Annotated in this window: 27 protein-coding genes; 1 reads left to right on the plus strand and 26 read right to left on the minus strand. The window is 67.8% G+C overall.

Going from position 1 to position 20,178, the window contains the following annotated elements:
- Window positions 1-5: 5 nt before the first annotated feature.
- The 6 genes from AOK18_RS04020 to AOK18_RS04045 all read right to left on the minus strand — a co-directional run bounded on the left by AOK18_RS04020 (window position 6) and on the right by AOK18_RS04045 (window position 7,252).
- A complete protein-coding gene (locus tag AOK18_RS04020) occupies window positions 6-4,910 on the minus strand; it encodes a hypothetical protein (protein ID WP_055693366.1) in 4,905 nt (1,634 codons plus the stop codon).
- Window positions 4,911-4,931: 21 nt separating this feature from the next.
- Entirely contained in the window at window positions 4,932-5,297 is a 366-nt protein-coding gene (locus AOK18_RS04025) for a hypothetical protein (RefSeq protein WP_240503042.1), read from the minus strand.
- A gap of 38 nt (window positions 5,298-5,335) precedes the next feature.
- Complete coding sequence (locus AOK18_RS04030; protein WP_055693367.1) at window positions 5,336-5,767, minus strand: hypothetical protein; 432 nt, start codon at window positions 5,765-5,767, stop codon at window positions 5,336-5,338.
- Window positions 5,768-5,871: 104 nt separating this feature from the next.
- On the minus strand, window positions 5,872-6,459 hold the full coding sequence (locus tag AOK18_RS04035) for a phage tail tube protein (RefSeq protein WP_055693368.1): 588 nt from the start codon (window positions 6,457-6,459) through the stop codon (window positions 5,872-5,874).
- Between the two features lie 74 nt (window positions 6,460-6,533).
- Window positions 6,534-6,926, minus strand: coding sequence for a hypothetical protein (locus tag AOK18_RS04040; protein WP_055693369.1), 393 nt, complete (start codon window positions 6,924-6,926; stop codon window positions 6,534-6,536).
- The gene (locus AOK18_RS04045; RefSeq protein WP_055693370.1) at window positions 6,923-7,252 is read right to left on the minus strand and encodes an HK97 gp10 family phage protein; all 330 of its coding nucleotides are present in this window, start codon (window positions 7,250-7,252) and stop codon (window positions 6,923-6,925) included. The genes AOK18_RS04040 and AOK18_RS04045 overlap by 4 nt, the downstream gene beginning before the upstream one ends.
- Window positions 7,253-7,286: 34 nt before the next feature.
- On the opposite strand from AOK18_RS04045, the gene AOK18_RS04050 reads away from it, so the two are divergent.
- Window positions 7,287-7,607: a DUF4429 domain-containing protein gene (locus AOK18_RS04050; protein WP_055693371.1), complete on the plus strand. Its 321-nt coding sequence runs from the start codon at window positions 7,287-7,289 to the stop codon at window positions 7,605-7,607.
- Here AOK18_RS04050 and AOK18_RS04055 read toward each other — a convergent pair.
- From AOK18_RS04055 to AOK18_RS04145, 20 genes are all read right to left on the minus strand, one after another.
- Window positions 7,604-7,882 (minus strand): hypothetical protein, encoded by a 279-nt coding sequence (locus AOK18_RS04055; protein WP_240503043.1) that lies wholly within the window; start codon window positions 7,880-7,882, stop codon window positions 7,604-7,606. The two genes, AOK18_RS04050 and AOK18_RS04055, sit on opposite strands and share 4 nt — an antisense overlap.
- Window positions 7,883-7,974: 92 nt before the next feature.
- Entirely contained in the window at window positions 7,975-8,988 is a 1,014-nt protein-coding gene (locus AOK18_RS04060) for a glycosyltransferase family 4 protein (RefSeq protein WP_055693422.1), read from the minus strand.
- Complete coding sequence (locus AOK18_RS04065) at window positions 8,985-9,599, minus strand: hypothetical protein (protein ID WP_055693373.1); 615 nt, start codon at window positions 9,597-9,599, stop codon at window positions 8,985-8,987. The genes AOK18_RS04060 and AOK18_RS04065 overlap by 4 nt, the downstream gene beginning before the upstream one ends.
- A 1-nt stretch (window position 9,600) precedes the next feature.
- Window positions 9,601-10,599, minus strand: a complete 999-nt coding sequence (locus AOK18_RS04070; protein WP_079104837.1) for a glycosyltransferase family 4 protein — start codon at window positions 10,597-10,599, stop codon at window positions 9,601-9,603.
- A gap of 76 nt (window positions 10,600-10,675) precedes the next feature.
- A complete protein-coding gene (locus tag AOK18_RS04075; RefSeq protein ID WP_055693375.1) occupies window positions 10,676-11,623 on the minus strand; it encodes a phage major capsid protein in 948 nt (315 codons plus the stop codon).
- A 69-nt stretch (window positions 11,624-11,692) separates the two neighbouring features.
- A complete protein-coding gene (locus tag AOK18_RS32835; protein ID WP_055693376.1) occupies window positions 11,693-12,277 on the minus strand; it encodes a hypothetical protein in 585 nt (194 codons plus the stop codon).
- A gap of 113 nt (window positions 12,278-12,390) precedes the next feature.
- Window positions 12,391-13,167: a VG15 protein gene (locus AOK18_RS04085; RefSeq protein ID WP_055693377.1), complete on the minus strand. Its 777-nt coding sequence runs from the start codon at window positions 13,165-13,167 to the stop codon at window positions 12,391-12,393.
- Complete coding sequence (locus AOK18_RS04090) at window positions 13,167-14,561, minus strand: phage portal protein (protein ID WP_055693378.1); 1,395 nt, start codon at window positions 14,559-14,561, stop codon at window positions 13,167-13,169. Before AOK18_RS04090 ends, AOK18_RS04085 begins: the two co-directional genes overlap by 1 nt.
- 19 nt (window positions 14,562-14,580) lie before the next feature.
- Complete coding sequence (locus AOK18_RS04095) at window positions 14,581-16,173, minus strand: Terminase (RefSeq protein WP_240503044.1); 1,593 nt, start codon at window positions 16,171-16,173, stop codon at window positions 14,581-14,583.
- Window positions 16,174-16,238: 65 nt separating this feature from the next.
- Window positions 16,239-16,682, minus strand: coding sequence for a phage terminase small subunit (locus tag AOK18_RS04100; protein WP_240503045.1), 444 nt, complete (start codon window positions 16,680-16,682; stop codon window positions 16,239-16,241).
- Window positions 16,683-16,710: 28 nt separating this feature from the next.
- Window positions 16,711-17,313, minus strand: coding sequence for a bifunctional DNA primase/polymerase (locus tag AOK18_RS04105; RefSeq protein WP_055693424.1), 603 nt, complete (start codon window positions 17,311-17,313; stop codon window positions 16,711-16,713).
- 263 nt (window positions 17,314-17,576) lie between these two features.
- Window positions 17,577-17,888 carry an HNH endonuclease gene (locus AOK18_RS30300; RefSeq protein ID WP_079104832.1) on the minus strand — a complete coding sequence of 104 codons (312 nt, stop codon included), beginning with the start codon at window positions 17,886-17,888 and terminating at the stop codon, window positions 17,577-17,579.
- Window positions 17,888-18,139: a hypothetical protein gene (locus AOK18_RS30305; RefSeq protein WP_079104833.1), complete on the minus strand. Its 252-nt coding sequence runs from the start codon at window positions 18,137-18,139 to the stop codon at window positions 17,888-17,890. The genes AOK18_RS30300 and AOK18_RS30305 overlap by 1 nt, the downstream gene beginning before the upstream one ends.
- Window positions 18,140-18,190: 51 nt before the next feature.
- On the minus strand, window positions 18,191-18,466 hold the full coding sequence (locus tag AOK18_RS04115; protein WP_055693381.1) for a hypothetical protein: 276 nt from the start codon (window positions 18,464-18,466) through the stop codon (window positions 18,191-18,193).
- A 218-nt stretch (window positions 18,467-18,684) separates the two neighbouring features.
- Window positions 18,685-18,903, minus strand: a complete 219-nt coding sequence (locus AOK18_RS04120; RefSeq protein WP_055693382.1) for a hypothetical protein — start codon at window positions 18,901-18,903, stop codon at window positions 18,685-18,687.
- Window positions 18,904-18,906: 3 nt separating this feature from the next.
- Entirely contained in the window at window positions 18,907-19,110 is a 204-nt protein-coding gene (locus AOK18_RS04125) for a hypothetical protein (protein WP_157865017.1), read from the minus strand.
- The gene (locus tag AOK18_RS04130) at window positions 19,103-19,483 is read right to left on the minus strand and encodes a hypothetical protein (RefSeq protein WP_055693384.1); all 381 of its coding nucleotides are present in this window, start codon (window positions 19,481-19,483) and stop codon (window positions 19,103-19,105) included. Before AOK18_RS04130 ends, AOK18_RS04125 begins: the two co-directional genes overlap by 8 nt.
- Window positions 19,483-19,764, minus strand: coding sequence for a hypothetical protein (locus AOK18_RS04135; RefSeq protein ID WP_055693385.1), 282 nt, complete (start codon window positions 19,762-19,764; stop codon window positions 19,483-19,485). Before AOK18_RS04135 ends, AOK18_RS04130 begins: the two co-directional genes overlap by 1 nt.
- Window positions 19,764-19,976, minus strand: coding sequence for a hypothetical protein (locus AOK18_RS04140; protein ID WP_055693386.1), 213 nt, complete (start codon window positions 19,974-19,976; stop codon window positions 19,764-19,766). The genes AOK18_RS04135 and AOK18_RS04140 overlap by 1 nt, the downstream gene beginning before the upstream one ends.
- The gene (locus AOK18_RS04145) at window positions 19,976-20,167 is read right to left on the minus strand and encodes a hypothetical protein (protein ID WP_055693387.1); all 192 of its coding nucleotides are present in this window, start codon (window positions 20,165-20,167) and stop codon (window positions 19,976-19,978) included. The genes AOK18_RS04140 and AOK18_RS04145 overlap by 1 nt, the downstream gene beginning before the upstream one ends.
- Between the last annotated feature and the right edge of the window lie 11 nt (window positions 20,168-20,178).

Below are 20,178 nucleotides of genomic sequence, written 5' to 3' on the forward strand. Positions count from 1 at the left end.
CCTCCTCAGCTCGCGTTGAGTACCTGGATGAGCTCGCCCTGCGCGGTGCGGACTTCGGCACGGGCGATGTCGGTGATCTGCTGGTCGCCGACGTACACCGACACCTGAAGGTCGCCCAATTCGCCGCCGCCGCGGGCGAGGGCGTTGAACTGGGAGCCAGTCAGGACCGGCTCCGGCCGGCCGGTGCCGTTGTAGGCGAGGTTGAAGCCGGGCTGGAGCATGCCGCCCTGGTCGTACTTCCCGGGCTGGAAGCCGTACCAGTCGGTGTACAGGGACGACTTGTAGCCGCGGGCCCGGGAGCCGACGACGACACCGTCCCCGCCCCTCGATTCGACGTTGGTCTTGCCGAGGGTTCCGGAGGTGTGGCCGACGCCCGCGTTCGTGATGCCGATCTTGAATGCGGAGTTGCCGTTCTTCACCCAGCCGGGAGGGGCCTGCTTGCCGTGGAACGCCATCGTTGCCCAGCGCCGGTGCGGCTTCTGACCTCGGATGACGCTCTCAATGGCGCTCATGAACCCGCTGCAGTCCCAGGATGGGTTGCCGTTGCCTGCCCACTGGTAGGGCTTGCCGTGCTGGGTGCGCGCCCACTTCAGCGCGGCGGAGATGCGTGGCCCGCCGATGCCTCCGGCTCCCTTGTCGTCGGCCTTCTTCGAGTAGCCGAACAGGGCGTCGATGATCCTGTTGGGGATGCGGCGGATCATCTTCCCGAAGCCGGTGTCCATGCCGGGGAAGTTCCGCAACAGCGGGTCGACGACGTTCTTCACGCCGGCCCTCGCGCTCGCTTCCAGGGTGTCGCCGAGCCAGGAAGCACCCTCCTTGATCTTGTTCCATGCGTCCGATCCGGCGCCCATGGCGGCCGAGGCAGTGCTCTTGATCCAGCCGAAGATGCCGCCGTCGGCGAACCGCTGCACCGGGTAGACGCCGCCACCCGAGTAGCGGAGGGAGGTGTCGGTCGGCGTGCGGGGGTTCCCGCCGAGCATCGGTGCGAGGGCTGCCTTGACGCCCTGCGCGCCATGGGATCGGGCGACCTTGTTGAAGTAGCCGACGAATCCACTACCGACGGCGCGGGTGAACTCGGGCCGCATGATGGCCTCGCCGCCCGACAGTTCAAGCTGCCCGCCGGTCGGAGACATGAACTTGTGGACGTCCCGGCCCGGCGTGTAGCCGGGCATGATGCCGCCGGACGCGAACGAGTACTTCTCCAGCTTCGGCGCCCCGAACGCGCCAGCGACCTTGTTCCAGACGCCGACGATGCCCTTGTTGTAGACGGTGTCGACCACAAACTGGACGGGCTTCCGGGAAACCGACTTGACCCGGTCCCAAGCGGACTTGATCGAGTCGACTGCCGTGTTGAAGGCGCCCTTGAGACTGCGGACGATGTCCTTGAAGCGATCAAAGACGGGCCGAATGCCCTTCTCCCACGCCGTCTTGCCTGCAGAGACGATGCCGTCCCATGCGGGCTTGATGGCGTTCTTCCACAGCCAGGTGCCCCAGCGGCCGACCTCCTTCATCCCGTCCCAGATGAACTTGAAGACGGGCTTGAGGATCTTTTCCCACATCCATTTGGTGCCGGTCTGGATGCCGGACCAGGCCGGTTTGATGGCGTTCGTCCACAGCCACTTCGCCTTGTCGCCGATCCACTGGAAGGTCGGCTTGAAAGCCGAGTTCCACAGCCACAGGGCGAGCTTGGCAATCGCCTCGAAGGTAGGCTTCAGGGCGGTCTGCCACAGCCACTTGCCGATGAACGCAAGGAGTTTGAAGCCTGCGATGATCGGCGCCACCATGACGACCACGATGATCGTGGCCAGGACTTTCGCGGCGGTGGCGATGAATCCGAAGACCGGTTTGATGATCGAATTCCACAGCCAGAGGACGACTGCGGCGACCTTCTGCCAGTAGGCGATCAGGAAGCCCACATAGGGCTTGATTATCGAGTTCCACAGCCACATGACGACCTGACCGAACCAGGCGAAGAAGGGCTTCAGTGCGTTGTTCCACAGCCACATCGCACCGGTCTGGATCGCCGACCACACCGCCTGGACGCCTTCGCGGAACCAGTCGAAGCGGTTGTACGCCCACACCACGACGGCGATGAGCGCCACCACACCGATGACGATCAGCGTGATCGGGTTCGCTGCCACGGCCGCGTTGAACGCCCACAGGGCGATCGTCCACAGTTTCGTCGCCAGGATGATCCCGTAGATCGACAAGATGAGCCACGGCGCCTGCTCGGCAACGACAGCCACAAACTCAGCCAGGGCCCCGACGATCCGCAGGATCGGGCCGGAGAGCGGCGACAGAGCCTGCGCAACGTTCATGAGCGCAGACCCAAGATTCCCGAACGTCTCCGCGAGGAGCGGGCCGTGCTCGGAGGAGTACGACAGGAACCGCTCGAACTCCGGGGAGCCCTTCAGGTTGCTGCCCCAGTTCGCGAACCGGGCCGTGATCGTCTGCATCCGCGACGAGATGGAATCCATGTGCGGGAAGAAAGCCTGCACGACGCCGGCCATGCCCTTGAAGACGTTCCCGAAGGCGACCCCAAGCCCGGTGATCGCGGGCTTCACCGAGCCCTCGAGGTCAGACTTGAACTCCTTCCACCACGGCGACTTGAAGCCGCGCGACGCCCGGTCCTGCAGATCCGTGATGGCGTCCGCAGCCTCCAGCACGAACGGCGTCAGACCCGGCAGGCTGTTCTTCAGGCCCTCGAGCGCCCGGGTGAAGATGGGCATCACGGCGGGCTGCAATGCCCGCGACCAGGCACTGAAGGTGTCCTTCAGGCTGAGGAACGCGTTCAGTGTCTCCCGCGCGCTGGGCGTGAGTTTCGCCAGCTCAGCCTGGTACTTGGCCTGCGCGATGGCAGCCTGATCCACGCCCCCGGCCGCAGTGAGCGACGCGGAGGCAATCTGACGTTGTGCCGATGCGATCGAGTCCGCAGCCGACTGCTGCGCCTGCACAAGCTGCTCCTGGGCGCGGGCCACGGAACGGGCCCCGTCCTTCTGCGTCCGGGCCACATTCTTCTGTGACTCGGCCACCCGCTCCTGCGCCTCAGCAATGTCCCGCTGCGACTGCACCGCCTGCCGAGCCGCATCCGAGCGGGCCTTCGACAGGGCCTTCTGCTGGCTGGCGACACCCTGCTCCGCCTGCCGCAGACGCTCCTGCGCATCCAGGACGATTTCCGAGCCCTCGACGCCGGCCTTGTCCGCCTTCTTCTTCTCCGCGGTCAGCCGCTTCGTCTCGGTGCGCTGGTCCTCGAGCCGCTGCACTGCCTGGTCGTAGGCGAGCTGGATGCGCTGCTGGTCGGCGTAAGCGACGCCGTCGCCAGCTTCCCGCATGCGGATCAGCCGGTTGTGCGCTTCCTGTACCGCGAGGACGGCGTCCCGCTCGGACAGGGACGCGTTCGCGAGCCGCGACTCCAGATCCTCGAGCTGCCGGGCGGCATCCGCGCGGGCCTCGGTCAGATCCTGCTGGGCCTGCCGGGCAGTCCTCTGTGCGTTAGCGAGGGACTCCTCGGCGCTGCGGATCTGCTCGAGGGCCTGCTCCTGCCGGTCGGCCGCCTGCCGTACCGCGTCCGCCAGCGACTGACGCGCCTGCTTGACCTGCTGTGCGGCACGCTCATTGGCTTCGGCCGCGTTGCGGGCGGCGTCGGACACGCCTTCCTCGGCCTGCCGGATCTGCCTCGCGGCGTTGCGGTGTGCGGTCGCCAGGGACTGTTGCGCGGACGCCATCTGCATGGCCTTCTGCGCGCCCTGGGAGGCGGCCTGCCCGCCCTGCATTGTCGCCTGAGTGGCCGCATCCTGGGCGGCCTTCTGCGACTGCAGCACCTTCCCGATCTGCATGAAGGCAGGGGCGGCGACGAGGGCGATGCCGCCGATGCCGACAGCCGCGGCCGTCGCCGCAGCGGCGACTGCGCCCAGGCCGGCAGCGGCAACCGGAAGCACCGGCAGCAGTGCCGGGCCGAACGCCAGAGCCGCCGTGACCAGCATCTGCATGCCGGACACGCGGACGTTGACGTTGGCGGTCTGCCCGTCCAGCCGGTTCACCATGACCTGCACTGCAGCCAACTGGGCTGCCGCCGCCCCGGTGTCCACGCGCACAGCCACGTCGGCGTCGGATGCAGACAGTGCCTGGAGCCGGGCCTGGATCGCCTCGATGCGGGCGGTGGCAGTGGCGGTGTCCATGTCGACACCGATCCGCACATCCCGCAGCGCCGTGAGCTGGGCCCGCAGCCGGGCGATCTCCACCTCGGCGGCAGACGAGTCCGCCGTCAGGTTGATGTTCGGCAGGGACGCCTCAGCGGCCTGCACCTGGGCACGAAGCCGCTGCCCGAAAGTGCCGTCCGTCTCCACCCGGATGCGGGCAGGGTCACGCGTGGTCTCGTCGATCTGCTGCTGCAGCAACTGAAGCTGCGCGATCGCTGCCGCGGTGTCGGCGCGGACGGCGACGTTGGGGTGGGCAGCGCCAATCCGGCGCAACCGCTCCTCGATGTCGGCGGCCTGGGCGCGGGCGGTCGCCGCGTCGATGTCGATGCCGACCGTCTTCCCGGCCAGGGACTCCAGGCGGGCACGCAGCCGGGCGAGGTCGGCGTCCACTCCGGTGTCGGAGAGACGGACGTCCAGGCGGGGCATGCTGCGGAATGCCGCCTCCAGGCGGGCTCGCAGCGACCGGGCGAACGCACCGCCAGCCTGCTCGCCACCCCGAGTCGCCGCCGGGCGGGCCGCCCGAGCACCGTTCTGGACGCCGTCCCGCACGGCGGGGGTGATGTTCGCGGCGATCCGCTGGCCGATGATCCGGCCGACCTCGTCGCCGATCGTCGACGCATGCGGCACCAGCGCGGCACGAAGCTGCGACTGGATACCGCGCGCGTTGGGGACGACATCGACCTCGACGGAGCCGACAGAGATAGCTGGCACCGGGAGCCCCCTCCCAGCGCCCTACTCGGCGCCCCCTTGAAGCAGCTGAAGCAGCGTGTTCGCCGACTTCTCGGTGAGCTTGGCCTTCTTCTTCCGCGGCCCCGCACCCGGCCGGCGCAGCGGCTCCGGCGGATCAGGCCGCTTGCTCTTCTTCTCGGTGTTGACGCAGATCAGCACCCATTCCAGGCGACGCACGGCGTCGTACAGGGCGGCGGTGAGCTGCTCCTGCTGGGACCAACGCCCCTTCTCCGGCTCGCCCGTGTCCGCCTGCGCCGACAGTTGCTCCGGTGTGAGCTCGTTGCGGAGGGCGGTCATGGTGTGTGACTCGGGCGGCAGGTGCTCGATGAGGACGCGCAGCCACCGCCACGACCGGCGCCCCGACAGCACGTCGGCGATGTCGTAGTGCCGGTCGATGAGGTCGGCTTCTACCGCCTCCGGGTGGGCCTGCCAGATCGCGATCGTGCCGCGGACTTTCCCAGGGTCTCCCCTGCCCGCTCTCCGGCTTCGGTGACGAACTCCTGGAACTCGGTCGCAGTCGGATCCAACTCCTCGAAGAACTCGTAGTCGTCGGGGTGCAGGATCTTCTCGGCGAATTCGTAGATGAGGCCCTGGGTCAGCATCCGCTGCCAGGACACACGCCACGCCGCGGGCGGGACGACTCGCACTTCCTCGCCGCACAGTTCGGCGGTGACGTAGTGGCCCTCGGCTTCGATCTCCTGCGCGTCGGCGGCCGACACCTCGGGGTCCTCGGTGTCCGGCTCGACGTCCGGTTCCTCGCGGCGGGTGGTGGGGCGGGATGCTGCTCGGGCCGCGGTGCGCGGCTTCCTGCTCGTGCTGGTGGTTCGCGTGTTGGCCACGGCGCGGGCTCCTTATCTCCTGGCGCGGGCTGGGGGTAGAGGTGGACGGGCCGGGCCCGCGCCAACGGTGACACCAGTGGTGTCGACGGCCCGTCCACCCGTCTTCAGGACCCGGTGTACGCCTCGGTTTCGGGCAGCCGGTCGAAGTGGTAGACCGTGTTGCCGACGCTGTCCGGGTAGGCGGTGATCGTCCACTCGTAGGCGATCGCCTCGTCCTGCTTGTTGGTCACGTCGCTGCGCTCCGTGATCTCCCCCTCAGGCACGTAGAAACCGCGCTGGAAGGAGTCGCCGTCCAGGACGACGAACCACCAGGCGCGCCGGTCCGGCTTCGGGGAAGCGGTCTCCGCGTAAGTCGTCAGTCCGGCCGTCGGGGCCAGGTCCGCAGTGTCGAGGCGGTACTGCAGCGACTGCACCGTGGTCCGTGCCGTCTCCCACGCCGTCAGCGAGAACGTGCGCAGCGACGACGTGATCGTGGTGCGGATCGGCGCCGTGAACCCCCACGGGGTGAAGCTCTCGGAGTCCTCCTCGAAGCCCTGCACGAGACCGTCGTCGCTGATGGCACCGAGCGGTGCCCACGGCGCCAGCGGCTGGATCTCCGGGTCGCCGGGCGAGGTGGTACCGAGCGGCGCCACCCAGGCTCCGCCGTTCGCACCGATACCCATCAGGTCCGCTGCGCGGGTGATCTGAACCATGATGTCTCCAGACATGCTTGAAGCCCGCGCACGGGCGGGAACTGGAAAAGGCCTGGCGCGGGCCGAACAGCCGGTCAGGAGACCGGGTGACAGAAGAGTTCGTAGGTCGCCCCAGCGCGGCGCAGGGCGAGGTTCTCGTAGGGGCGGATGGTGGGCAGAGTGATGGCACCGGTGCGGCCGATGACCATGCTCGGACTGGACGAGCCGCGCAGTTCGCGAGTCACCCAGGCGTGCACCTCGTTGGCTAGGGCAATCGCATCCGCGCGGGTCCGGTGGTAGGTGTCGATGTCGACAAGCATCCGCGCCAGCCGCATCCCGTCGTCGTCACCGGCAGGGATCTGGTTGATCTGGATCGTCGGCAACTCCTCGAGGAGCCGGTTGTCGAGCTCGTCCCGCACCACCGCCTGCGGGAAGCGAGCCGTCGCGCGGGTGATGAGCTCGAGCTCGATGTCGACGAGCGCGGTCACTGGTTCCGCCCGCCGATCTGCGCCGCCCGCAGCAGGACGTGGTGGGCGGGGACGCGTTCGGTGCCGTACTCCACCCAGCGGGCGTAGTACGCCGTGTTGCGGACGTAGCCGACCGCGCGGTCACGGCGACGACCACCACGCGAGGTGCTGTCCGTCTCCCACGACGCCTTGTAGTGCCCGGGGTCGGGACTGCGCTCGTCCACCGGGGACAGCGACACCGCGACGCCCTTGATGACCTCGGCCCGGCGCAGCATCTCCGCCTGCATACCAGGCATGCGCAGCATCCGTCCGATCCCTTTGCGTTTCGCCTTGAAGCGTGCTGCCATAGCCCCTCCTCACACTCGCTACCAGGGGGCGGACATGGACGTGGAAGGCGTGCTCGGCACGATCAGCTTCGACGGCGAATGGGTGACCATCACGAAGACGCCCGTCGGGCCGAAGCCGGCACCCGTGCGGATCCGGGCCGCCGATGTCACCGGCACCCGCTATAAGCCGGGCACCCGACTCATGCACGGCTACGTGCAGTTCGTCCTCCCGGGCTCGGTGCCCGCAGGAGAGAAGGGCGGTGTCCTGCATGCGGGCAGGCCCCCGTATGAGGACCCGCACAGCCTGTCCATCCCCCGCAAGAGCAACGACCTTGCGGAGAAGCTGGTTGCCGCGGTGGAGCAGGCGCGTGACTAGCCGGTCACCCGGTCCGCGGCGAACTGGACCGGACCGCGCATGCCGGTGAACGGTGAGTGGCCCCAGTCGCCGGGCTCACCAGTGATCTCACAGACCACGCCGCGGATCACGACCTTGTCCGTGGTCCGCAACGGCATCTGCGGGTGGTCGGGCGGAGCGTACACGGTCCAGCCGACGATGACCGTATCCCGGTCCTGCTGCTGCGAGCCGCCCACCTGCGGCGTCTCCGCACGCGGCGCCACCACGCAGCCGGTCAGATCGAACGACTCATCCACCCCGGGGAGCGGCTGCCCGCGCGGATCCCGGCCTGGCGAGGGCCCGGTGCGGAGGATCCGCACCGTCTCCCCGAACGGGAACGGGGCCGGCATCAGGGAGCTCCCCAGCCTGCCAGGGACTCCACAGCACTGCACCAGGCCGCCAGGTCGGCAGCAGGATCGAGCTCAGCGGACCGGGCCTTCGCCCGCTTCGACGCCAGCCGGTACTCGGCCGGGTCTTCCAGCAGTCTGGTCAGTGCCGTTTCCCATGCGTCGAGATCTTCGCGGCCCGCGTAGATGCCGGCGTCCCCTAGGGACTCGCATAGGCCTCGGGTGGGGTTGGCGATGACGGGGATACCTGAGGCGAACGCTTCGACAGCGGTACGCCCCCACGATTCGTAGGAGGACGGCATGAGCAGAACACGGGTGCGCCGGTAAACGCGGGCCGCCATCTCCTCGCCCGGCGCGTGCTCGACGACTTCGACGTTGGGCAGGTCGGGAAGAACCTGCTCCCCGTAGGCGCCCTTCACGGCCAAGAACTGCTGGCCGGGCATGCGGCGGGCAAGTTCCTCAAGCACACGGCCGCCCTTGGCCTCATTGCAGTTGATGAGGGTGACCGCCTTGCCGGGCTTCGTCGCGTACCGCTCGGCGTGCACCGGAGGACGAACGACGATCTCCTCACGGGGACGCACGGCCGCCGGATACTCGGCGAAGAACAGTTCGGCCTCTGCCGCAACCCACTGCGAGTTGTAGACGGCCAGAGAAACGCCGCCAGAGGCCATGTCCCTCAATGTCGGCCGGTGATCGTTGTGGCAGACCACAATCATGGGGCGCCCGAACCCGCGTGCCAGGGAAGCGGTCGTCGGTACGCATTCCAGATGCGATACCAGGACATCCGCGCGCCGCGCCGCGGCGGCGAAGTCCAGCCTGGCGCCTTGGGGTACGACCTCGATCCCCTGATACGCGTAGACATCGCGGGTGCTCGTATGGCGGGACAGCCATACCTGCGGCCGGTGGCCGCGCTCGACAAGCGCCCCCAGCATCGCCACCAGCATGTGCTCGGCGCCCGCATTGTGCTCCGGCGGAAACGCGTGGACGCGAGCCACGATGTTCAGGGGCTTCTTCATCGCCACCTCGCCATCGTCGTGCCCGCCTTGCGGCGGTAGCCGGCGAGCTCGAGCATGCGCCGGTCGTCGTCGGTCATCGCGACAGCAGTCCCGATGCCGCTGCCGTCGGTGCGGTAGCTGTAGGGGCCGATCGTTTCCCCGGTGACTCCGCCCGCCATGGTGGGCGAGGTCAAGGTGCGCAGCGCCATACGTGCCACGACCGCGACCACGTCGGCGGGCACCTCGGCTGCGCCGTGGCTGTACGTGACCCGGTAGGTGCCTGGGTAGGACTCGTATTCCTCGTCGGCCCACAGTTCGGGCAGGTTGATGGCTGGGCTTTCCGCGGCGGTGCGGATGATGTCGATGCCGTCCCAGCGCCAGCCGACTACTGGAAGGTCTGGCGCCCCGCCTGCGCCGACGGCCACAACCTCGGTGACCGCGAGAACGGGGGTTTGCGGCAGCCGGATCTCGCCCTGCTGGGCGCGTAGGACCACGGTGTCGTTGTCGCTGCGGGTGAAGTCGCGGCCGGTGTAGGACCGCACGAGGGCGGAGGCATCAGCGAGCAACGCTTGGGCCCGCGCCTCCTCCTGTGCCATGAGAGGGCGCCCGAGGCGGTCTTGGAGATCGATCACGCTAGCGAGTAGGCCCACGCTTGACCACCCCCTCCATGACCTTGACCCACAGATCCAGTTCGGCGGCAGGATCCAGTCCGGCAGCACGAGCCGCTGCGGCCTTCGACGCCTGCGGGTAGACCTTCGGCGAAAACAGGCGCTTCACTGCTGCCTCCCAGGCGTCGACGTCTCCGCGGTCCGCGAAGAAGCCGGCGTCACCGAGCGACTCCATCAACCCTGGCGTGGGGTGGGCGACGACCGGGATCCCTGAGCACATCGCCTCGACAGCGACGCGCCCATAGGACTCGTACACCGACGGCGCCAGCAGCACCCTCGTGCGGGCGTACACGTCTTTCGCCATGCGGTCCCCAGGCGTGTGCGGGAAAATCTCCACATTTGGCAGGTCGTCGCGCACTATCTGCTGCCCGTAGCCGCCGATCACTCCTAGGAATTTGCGGCGTGGCATCCGCTCGGCCAGGGCGTAGAAGATCTCTGCGCCCTTCTCTGCCGTCAGGTTGATCAGCGTGACGTGATCACCCGGAGTGGCCTGGTAGTCCTCCACGGAGACCGGCGGGTGCACCGTGATATCCCACGGCATCGGCCGATCCCCCCGGTGAACACGCCACCATGCCTCGACATCCGCTTTCATCCACGCCGTGTTGTAGACGACGAGGGCCGGACTTCCTTTGACCAGCCACGACTTGGACTTCTCGTAGGTGTTGTGCAGCAGGTGCACGACCGGTATCCGATGAACCTCCCCCAGCACTGAGGCCCTGGGAGTGTTTTCCAGATGCGTCACGATGACCTGAGCTCGGTCTTCACCGCGCAGCCACCGGCCCGGATCATCCTTGCCGCGATGCGGGTGCACGGTGACGCCGTCGAGGACGTACACGTCGTCCGAGTCGGCCGGCTGCGAGAGCAGCACGTCCACTGTGTGGCCGCGCTCCGCCAATGCCCGGAGCAGGCTGTGAGCCGCCCATTCCGCCCCGGCGTTGTGCGTCGGTGGATAGGCGTGGAACATCGCCAGGACCCGCAAGGTGACTCCGATCTGCCGGACGGCTGGCAGCCCTCGCACGAGGGCTGCCTGCCGTCGCGGTTCAGGACGCGGCGGTGGCCGTCTGTACCACGGCGAACGGGGACCGGGTCGCCGAGTTGGTGTTGAGGCGGGTCGCCGGGTTGGCCGTGGCGAACGCCACCCGCATCACCACGCGCATGGCGACGGAGTCCTGCTGCATCAGGTTGAGGACGACCTTGCCGTCGTCGTCGGAGATGACGCCCTCGGTGAACAGCTTGAAGCTGATGTCCTGGCGCACGCCGACGATCGCCTTCGACCAGTCGCCCATGAGGAGCTCGGCCTCGGACATGTCCCAGGCGCCGTTGGTGAGCTCCGACATCGGGTAGCCGTACAGCGTGCCGCCCAGGCCGCCCTGCAGGTTCGGCTGGTAGATCGGCACACCCTGCTCGGACCGCATCGTGTTCAACTTCCACGTCAGGCCCGGCCGGCTGATGAAGCCGTTCACGGCGAACCCGTCCGCGGCGACCTTGCCTGCAGCGTCGGCCACATCGACGGCGAAGTCGACGCCGGCCCCCGAGATGACCGCGTTGCCTGCGGCCACCGCCGACTGGTACACGGCGGCCGGCCAGGTGGACGGCTTGTCCAGGCCGAACAGTCCGGCCCCGTCGAGCTTGGCGCCGATGGCCTCGACGAGTCGGGGGCGGACCTCGTTCCAGATCGGCATCTGGGCGTCGTCGAGGTAGGCCTCCGGGATCGGGACGATCGCGGCGATCTCCTCGGCGACAAGGTCGACGTTCTTCCAGTCCTGCGACGTGGTCTGCTTCAGTCCGGTGTCGCCACCGACGAAGTACGCGAGCGGCAGCACGTCGAGCACGGGCTGGCGCTGCGTCTTGCTGGACATCGGCACCTGGCGGGCCCGCTGCAGAAGCGCCGATGCGCCCGGCAGGCCCTGGATGATCTCGACGGACACCGGCTCGGGGACGAGCGGGTCGTTGCTGGCGTCCCGGCTGATGAGCGAGTTGAAAGGCACGGGGTCTCCTTCCGGAAAAGCAGCGACCCCGGCCCCGTGCGGGTGATTCCGGTGCTGCGGTGAACGTGGTTAGCGGCCGGCTAGGCGCCGGATCCAGTCGTCCGGGCTGGCTGTGGCCGACCCGGACGCCGTTGCGGCGCCCGGTGTGAGGGCCTCGACGGGCCTCTGAGATGTCGGTGCGGTAGGCGCGGATGCCTTGAGGCGCTCGGCGAGGATCTCCGCACGCGCGTTGATCTCCTCGTCACTGCCGGAGCCGAGCAGGTCGATCAGGTCCGGCGGGATGTTGTGCGTGGCCGCCGCCATCAGGCGGGTGTTGGTGGCGCGCAGGTCGCCGAGCTGGCGCTCCGCCGCCTCCTTGGCGTCGAGGAGCTTCTGCTGCTCGGTCTTCTGCGACTCCTGCCACTGCTGATACTCGGTCAGCTGCGGTTCGGCCTCTCGGTACTTCGTGCGCCAGCTCGCCGACTCCCTGCGGAGCTTCTCGATCTCCTTCCGGGCCGCCTCGGGGTCCGCCCACGGGTCCGTGCCCTGGGACTGCTGGTTTGCCGAGGTGTCTTGCGTTCCGCCGCCGGACTGCACGTCCGGCTGCTGCGCGATGTCGGTGGTGCTGGCGTCAGACTGTCCTGCAGCCTGCGTGGTGTCGGCCGTGTCCTGCACGGTCCCTCCTCGTTCTGGGCATGAGAAAAGGCCGTGTCCAGCACGACCCCAAGGTCCCGCAGACGCGGGCGATATTCGGTTAGCTGACGCCGCCAGGACGCCAGAGCTTTAGATCAGGGGCGATCGGGTGCCGTGTAGGCGGCCCTGCCCTCGGACTCCCACCAACGGCGGAACGCGTTGACGGCGTGCGTACCGCCGCGGCCACGCGTCGTCCGCAGCCAGTCGTCATAAAGCTGTTCGGCGACACCGATGAACGGCTCGTCGTTCGTGAACGCAGGCCACGCCTGGCACCCGCAGTGATCGTGGTAGCGATTGCCGCCCTGCCGCGGATCGCCCGCCGTCTTCGCCGACTTGTACACCGGCCCCCGCGAGGCGAGCATTGCGCACCAAGCGCACGGATCAGCGTCCGTCACCCGTGCCCATCCGGTCGCCTGCTCATCGACCTCGATCGACCGCTGCATGACCTGCCGGCCGCCCTCTAAAGCCAGGTACTGGGTGCTGCCGACCAGGCGGACGGCGGCGGCATCCATGGCTTGTTGAGGTGTCTTGCCCGCGGCGATGGCCTTCTTGAACTCGACCGGGCCAGTCACATCGAGGGCACTCTCCAGCCGCTTCGCCAAGAGCGGCAAAGGACCCTCTGGGGTGAAACCGTCCTCGTTGACGCCAGCCTCGCGCCTGGCATTCATGTACGAGGACTCGGCGAGAGCCGCGGACTGTTCGCGAGCCTGCCGCACCAACGGCGTCAGAGCGGCACGGACGGCCGGCCAGGACGCGTCCACCTTCGCCGGGTTCATCAGTTCCCGCCATACCTGCAGTACCTGCTGGGCGAGGCGGGCAGCCGCCAGAGCCTGGATGCGGCGATACCGCTGAGGAGCCTCCGGGCTCGCCATCAGAGCACCACGTCCGCCACCGGCTCCGCAGCAGGGGCGGGCTCCAGCTGGCTCATCTGCTTTTCGATGATGCCGTTCAGGCGACTCAGCGAATCACCCTGCTCGGCCGTCGTCTTCCAGCGTTCGACATCGGTCTGCGTGACACCGGGGATCTTCTCCCACAGCTCCTGCGGAGGAACCCCGAGCATCGTGACGAGCTTGCCCAGCGCGTCGACGGTCTGCGCCAGCGACCGCGCCGACGTGTCCCGCCACACGACCTGGGCTTGGATGTCCTCCCAAGCCTTCTGATCGCCCGCCGCCAGGCCAGCCAGGCGCAGGGCCTGCTCCCAGCCCTCGCCGAACAGGGACTCGCGTTCGTCGATCTTCCGGTCGAGACCATCGCGGGCTGCCGCGAGGGCTTCCGCAGACAGGTTCACCATCTGCCCGAGGAGGTGGTACGGCGGCACCTGCGACAGGGTCGACATGTGCCGGATCGTCGCCTCACGACTCTCGAGGTAGCCCTTGAGGTCGGTCTGGCCGAACTCGCCGAACTTCGTGTCCGCATCCTCGGCAACGAACAGACCGTCCACGCGGGAGCGGAACGGCTCGATCGGGTTGCCGTCGTCGTCCTGCGGCGGCGCCATACCGGTGACCCAGCGCTGCCGGAATGCCGCGTACTGCTGCGCCATCAGCAGGTTGAACGTGGTCATGTTCAACTGGTCCTGGGCGTCGATCAGCGGCTCCACCTCGCCGATCACGCCGTCGCCGTCGAGATCGTCCGTGTTGACGAAGCGGACCACCGGGCACACGCCCAGACCGTGATGCATCACGCCGTTCTCGTCCAGCTTTAGACCGGATCCGTCGACGTTACCGACCAGCGTGTAGCGGCCCTGGTCGTCATACAAGCGCACCACGCGGCGACGGCCCTTCGCCGTGTTCTCCACGCGGTCCTCGATCGCATAGATCGGCCACTCGTCATTGACCGGATCCGCATACAGTGCGGTCAGGCGCCGCGGCGAGAACGGGGTGATCACCGGTACGGGCTTGCCCGGCATCACCACCACATAGGAGGCCCCGTAGGTGAGCGCAGCCCGGTGCACACCGTGCTGCCGCGCGTCCAGCCGGTTCGCCTGCCACACCCGCCACGGCGAAGCGTTGTCGTCCGCACCCTTCGGCCGGTAGCCATCGACGTACATGTTCTGCGAGACGACCGTGACCACCAGCGGCAGGATCTTCACCTTCGCCCGCTCGATCAGCCACCGGTACTCGGCACGCGCCCCAGCGGGAACGTAGACGCTCGAATGATCGCCCGCCATGTAGTCGGCAATCCGCTGCAGCCTCGGCTGCTCCACCTCACGTAGCTTCAGCAGTCGGCGCGCCGTCGAAACCGCCTCTTCTTCGCCCATCAACGGCATGACGCGCCCCCTCCCCCGCTCACGCGAATCCATGGACGCGACCAGTGCGCTTCCGCTTCTTCTGCCTCTTCGACCAGTCCGGCGACGCCAACAGTGCTCGCCGCGCCATATCCGCCAGCTGCATCGCCGCGAAGGCGTCCACCTTCTTCGGGGACTCCCGCGACTCCTTGCCGAACGACACGCCCCACTTGTTCGGCCTGCGCCGGGCGTTCGCAACATGCCGCTTCAGGACCGGATCGCCGGTGTGCAGGATCTTCTGGTCGATGATGGCCTGCACCAGCGCCTCGGTCGCCTTCGTCAGCTCCTGCTGGTGGCCACGCATGTCGTAGCCGATCAGCGACCTCGCGGACGCCTTCACCAGTAGTTCGTCGCGGTACGTCTCGCCCCACTCGTCGATGTACGACTCCCACAGCTTGACGTCCGCGAAGAACGCCCGGACCTGGTAGCGGCCGAACGCGTGCGCCACGAGATCCGACACATGCTTGCGGTCGACCTCCCAGTTCTTCCCCAGGGGTCCTTCCGGCCGCTCCCAGATACCCAGAGGCTGCACCAGGCGGTCCGAGAGCCGCAGCGCAATCAACGCAGTCGCGTCGTCGGTCTTGCCGCCGTCGAAGCCGAGCGTGATCTCGTCGCCGTCCTGCAGACGAAGCTCCGAAGCGCACTTGGCCCACTCCCCCGGGTCCAGCAGAGCGTCCTCCGCAGCAACCGGCTGGTTCAGCCAGTACCGTCGCGAATCCGACGGCGACGACTGCGGATCCCAGATCTCGGCGATGATGCCGTCCAGGTCCATCCACGCCGCGGCCGGCCCGTAAGCCTCCTTGAGGCCAGCGAGCAAGGCATCACGGTCGGACAGGTCCACGCCGTCAACGGCCTGGCGGTGGTCGAACAGCAAGCCGGCCGCGTCCGCGCCCCGTACCCGGCCTTCTCTGATGGCCTTGTAGTAGGTGTGGGTCGCCTCCGCGACCGAGTCCTGACCCGGCTCGTACATCGTCGACGTCTCAAGGCACCACGGCTCGGCTTCCTTGCGTTTACGCAGGTTGCGTCGCACCGTGCCGTGCATGCGCCGCAGCTCCGGCAGCACATACAGATGGGTCTCGTCGAAGACCGCAAAGGTCTCCTTGCCGCCGTCCTTCGCCGCGGATGACGCCGTCGACGGGGTGATCTCGCCCCGCTGATGATGCAGAATGATCCGGCTCGAGGACTGCGCCGACTTGCCGATGTCGATGCCCGGGAAGTCGGCGCCGTGGTGCTCGATGAGGTACTCGAGCATCGTCGACACGTTGTCGTAAGTGTTGCCCGACTGGCCCTCTTCCGTGGCCAGGCAGCGGATGAACGGCGACTTCACCGGCCTCCCGACCGGCTCCCCGTTCGCGTCCCAGCCGTCGAACCGCACCGGGAACAAGGCTTCGGAGCAGACCAGCATCCCGGCGATCTCAGACTTCGCGCGGCCCTTCGCCCGCGACAGGAACGCCCGCCGGTAGACCCGCCGGCCCGTCTCCGGGTCGATGCGGTAGGCCTTGACGATGAACGCGTAGAACTCATCGTCCAGTTCGATCGGCTCGCCGACAACGTCGCCAGGGCCGTGGCACAGGTACTCCTCGATGTGCTCCACGATGTGGTGCCCGAGAGAAGGGAACTCGCCGTCGTACTGGGGACCGCGCCACGGCATGGCACCCCCTAGCCGGCATCCTCACTGACGATCCGAAGGTTCTTCCGCCGGTCCGACGTCGACCGTGGGGTCTCCACTTGGGCTGGCTTGTCTGCCGGGGTCTCGATCTTCAGCTTGAGCCGCATCCGGTCCTCCGGAGTGGCCCCGTACTTCGCGGCCCGTAGCCGGACCTCGGAAGCGAACTCCCAGCGCCCCTTGGTCCACATGACGTGGTGCAGCAGGGCCGTGTCGAGGAGGAAGTCCCAATCGGTGTCGATGAAGACCTGAGCCTGCGCCGACCGCCGCCACGTCTCCCACCACTGCACCGTCCGTGGATGCCACGACTCCTGGTCCGGCAGAACTCCCTCCGGCAATTCGGGCCCGCGGACTTCGCCGTCGTCCTCGACACGGTTCAGCTCCCCCTCCCGGGCCTTTGAGTCCCGGGCGCGCGACCGCGTAGCCTTCGGCGCCATGCCGCGACCAGCCATGAGAGGCACCCCCTCACAGCAAGTCGTCGATCACCCTCGAGAGATCAGCCAGCACAGAGGGCGCCTTCTCGAATCGCTCGCCCGTCACGGTCATGTAGCGGCCACGGTCATAGATTTCAACCGCGGTATCGCCGCGCCGAATCCGGCGCCCTCGCCCAACGCTGCCGTAGCCCCAAATGTGCAGGCCAGTACCGGACGGCGAGATCTCGATGTACGTGCGCGGCAGCCGGGCGACGATCCTCCGCGCCCAGGCCGTCAACGCTCCATCCACCAAGGCGTGGTCGAGGTCGATGCACACCAGGCGGTCCACCGAGCTCAGAACGAACCCGATGCCGACACCGGCCCTCGAACGCTTGGCCGCACTGTAAGAACTCCACGTCTCCGGGTCAGTCGACGAGGCCGGCGCACGCTTCGGACCGCGGGCCGACAGCGGCACCTTGCGGTCGCTGTACCGAACCCACTGCCGACGGCGCGTCATCGCGGCCGGGACCGAGTCCGACTGTCGCTGACGCGCCCGGTGAGCAGCCATGCGGCAACGGCCCGAGCAGAACCGAGCGTTGTGCGCATGCCGCGCGCCGAGGTGCTCCCGGCAGTGCTCGCAACGCTTCGTCTTCATGCACCCCAGTCTACGGGCATGCGTGACGGCAATCTGCACCCTGACCTGCACTGATACAGGTCCGTGACATGCGTACCACCCGGCAGGCCGACGACACCCGAACGGCAAACATGCAGGTCAGACCATGATCATCAGATCCCCAGAGTCGCGCGCACTCCGGGAAGCTAACGTGCCCGATCCTCAGATCTGGATGATCTTGGAGGTACCCCCCAGGATGATCTTGAAGGCATGATCACCCTGGGATCGATCAAGGTCCGCTCGGCTCAATTGATCAAGCCGGGGTGGGCCTCGGCTGGCCGGCGCCGCGGCGGCTTGGCATGAGCCACGGCCGATGCCTCGCGACCAGTCTTCTGATCATGGTGCCACTGGCACAGCGCCCACAGGTTCGCTTCGCTGTGGTCGTCCACTCCCTGGGCGGCGCCCTGCTTGTGGTCCACCTGGTTGGCCGGCTCGCCGCACAGGCCGCCGGCAGCGAGGGGCCACTGGCAGACATGGCCGTCACGCTTGAGGATGCGGGCACGGATGCGATACCAGCCCTTGGGCAGCGGAGCTGAGCGCCGGCCTTGACTGGGCATCAGTCGCGGCCCTTGCCGCCGTGGGCGTTGGGACCAGGCCGCTCGCCGGTGGCCCGCTTGTGCAGGTTGGAGCAGAGGCCGTCGAGCATCCGACCGGGCTTCACGTACTTGCCGAGCTGGACTCGGCAGCGGTCGAAGTCCCCTGCCGATCCCCAGGCGATCTTTGCCGCGCCTGGACCTTCGGCCCAGTAACGCATCAGGCGCTCAGTGGCAGCGGCATCTCCGGGGGTGACTTCACGTCCGGCGACCATGCGGAATCATCTCGCTTCCATTCAGCGACGAGCTTGGTGGGGTGGTGACGCTCAAGCCGCCTCAGTCGTCTCCGGCGAGAGCGGCTGCGCAGCACCTTCGCTGCTCGCCGACTCTTGTTTGCGACGCCACGTCCTGATCCGGTGACAGTTCGAGCAGACGACCTCGCACTTCGCGAGCTCCGCGAGGAGGGTGTTCCGATGCGCAGTGAGCATGCGCGAGATTCCGCGACGCTTCTCATGGCCGGGCAGGTGATCAAAGTCCAGGGCTGCCGGATGCTCCTTGTAGCCACAGTCAACGCAGCCGAGCCTCATCTTGAGCTCGGTCACGAACTCGACGTTCTCCCGTGTCCGCTCGCGGACACGTCGAGCATCTCTGGTTTTCCTGCTTGCCGCTTCGCCTGGCGTGTATCGGGGCAAGCCTCGCTCGATTCGATCTTTACGGCGCTGCCAGCCAGACATGGGCTTAGGCTTGTCAAGCATCACGACTCCGATCGTGGTGTCACGGCCCCGGGATCGCCTGCCCGCGATCGCCGGGGTTCTTCGGTCTATTTTACCTGCTCAGCCCCATCGTTCGGTCTCAACTCGCCTATCTCGTCGTCGCGTTGGATGCTGGCGCCTTGCCCGGCCGGGATGGCGAGGCAGTCGCCTTGGGCGTCGCTGAAGATGGCCCAGCCGGCTTCGAAGCGGAGTGCGAGGTCTGGGTCGGAGAGGCGGAGGTCGTCGCGCTGTTGTTCCCGCGAGTGGATGACGAGGTAGGCGGGCATCGTCTACTCCTCCCCGCTGCGTTCGGTGTCGCTGCTGACGGCCCAGTTCGCGAAGCCGGCGCGCCGGTCGGGTGGTGTGGCGGCGACGATGCCGTAGAGCCGGACGGCTGTGTCTTCGGCTTGGGTGAGCGGGTCGTTGTCGGCGCCGTGGACTTCGACGGTGATCTCGCGGACGCCGTCGGACAGCTTCACCGTCACGTCAGGCATCGGCGGCGGGCTGTTCGCCGAGCCCCGGCTCGGTCTGGTCTTGCCTGGGGCGCTTCTTGGGGTAGCTGATCGCTTCGACGATGCGCGCGAGGGTCTCGTTCGTTCCTGCGGCCCAGTGCTGGACGTCGCTCTTGAATGCTTCGTCGAACCCGACCGGCACGTCGTTGGCGGGGATGTCGACGGTCTCTTCGAAGACGAGGATGCCACGGGCGCCGATCTTCTCCGCGATGCCGTCGAACTCGTCGATGGGCTGTTCGGTCTGGCCGGGGCCCATGACGAAGCGGCGCGGCGTGTACTCGTCGACGACGAGGACGAACGGCGGCCGGTCGTCGTTGGTGCCTTCGGGGAGTTCGAGGATCTGCAGGCGGGCCATCAGTTCACCGCCTTGCGGAAGGGGACGACGGGCGCGAGGAAGATGCCGTGCTTGTCCCAGTAGTGGATTCCGCTGATCTTGGGTTGGCCGTCGACGAGTTGCAGGACGAGTTCCATGGTCTTCGCCTGGTCGGGTGCGCCGTCCATCTCCATGTCGAGGATGGTGATGCCCATTGCCGTGGGGCTGGGCCGGCGTCCGGTTTCGCGGCCGTTGAGCTTGGGGCGGATGGCTTCGAAGCTGTCGAGCATGTCGTTGGCGATGTGCAGTTCGACGGTGGCCATCAGGCGTCACCCCGCTTGAGGTTCTCGCGGAGGACGTCGCCGATCTCCAGCAGGGCTTGCACCATGGCGACGGCCGCGATGGCCTGTGCCTTCGCAGCGCGAGCTTGGATCTCGGCGCTGGCCACGTTCCCCTGCGGCATCGCGTTGAGATCCTGCGCGGCCTGCCCGAGGGTGCGCTGGGCGAGTTCGCGGTAGCTGGGTACGGCAGCCATCAGCCGGTCACCGCCTTGGCGGCGGGCTCGGGCATGCGGACGATGCTGAGGACTCCGACGCGGGGTGCGAAAGCGGTGGGCTCGCCGCTGGTGGTGAAGACGTACTGGTCGTTGTCGGTTTCGAAGTGGACCTTGTCGGCGGGGATGTGCTGTTCACTGCCCTCGGTGTAGGTCACGTAGTACTGGGCCATGGCGCGGGCTC

This window comes from Streptomyces prasinopilosus (assembly GCF_001419695.1).
GTDB classification, from domain to species: Bacteria; Actinomycetota; Actinomycetes; order Streptomycetales; family Streptomycetaceae; genus Streptomyces; species Streptomyces prasinopilosus.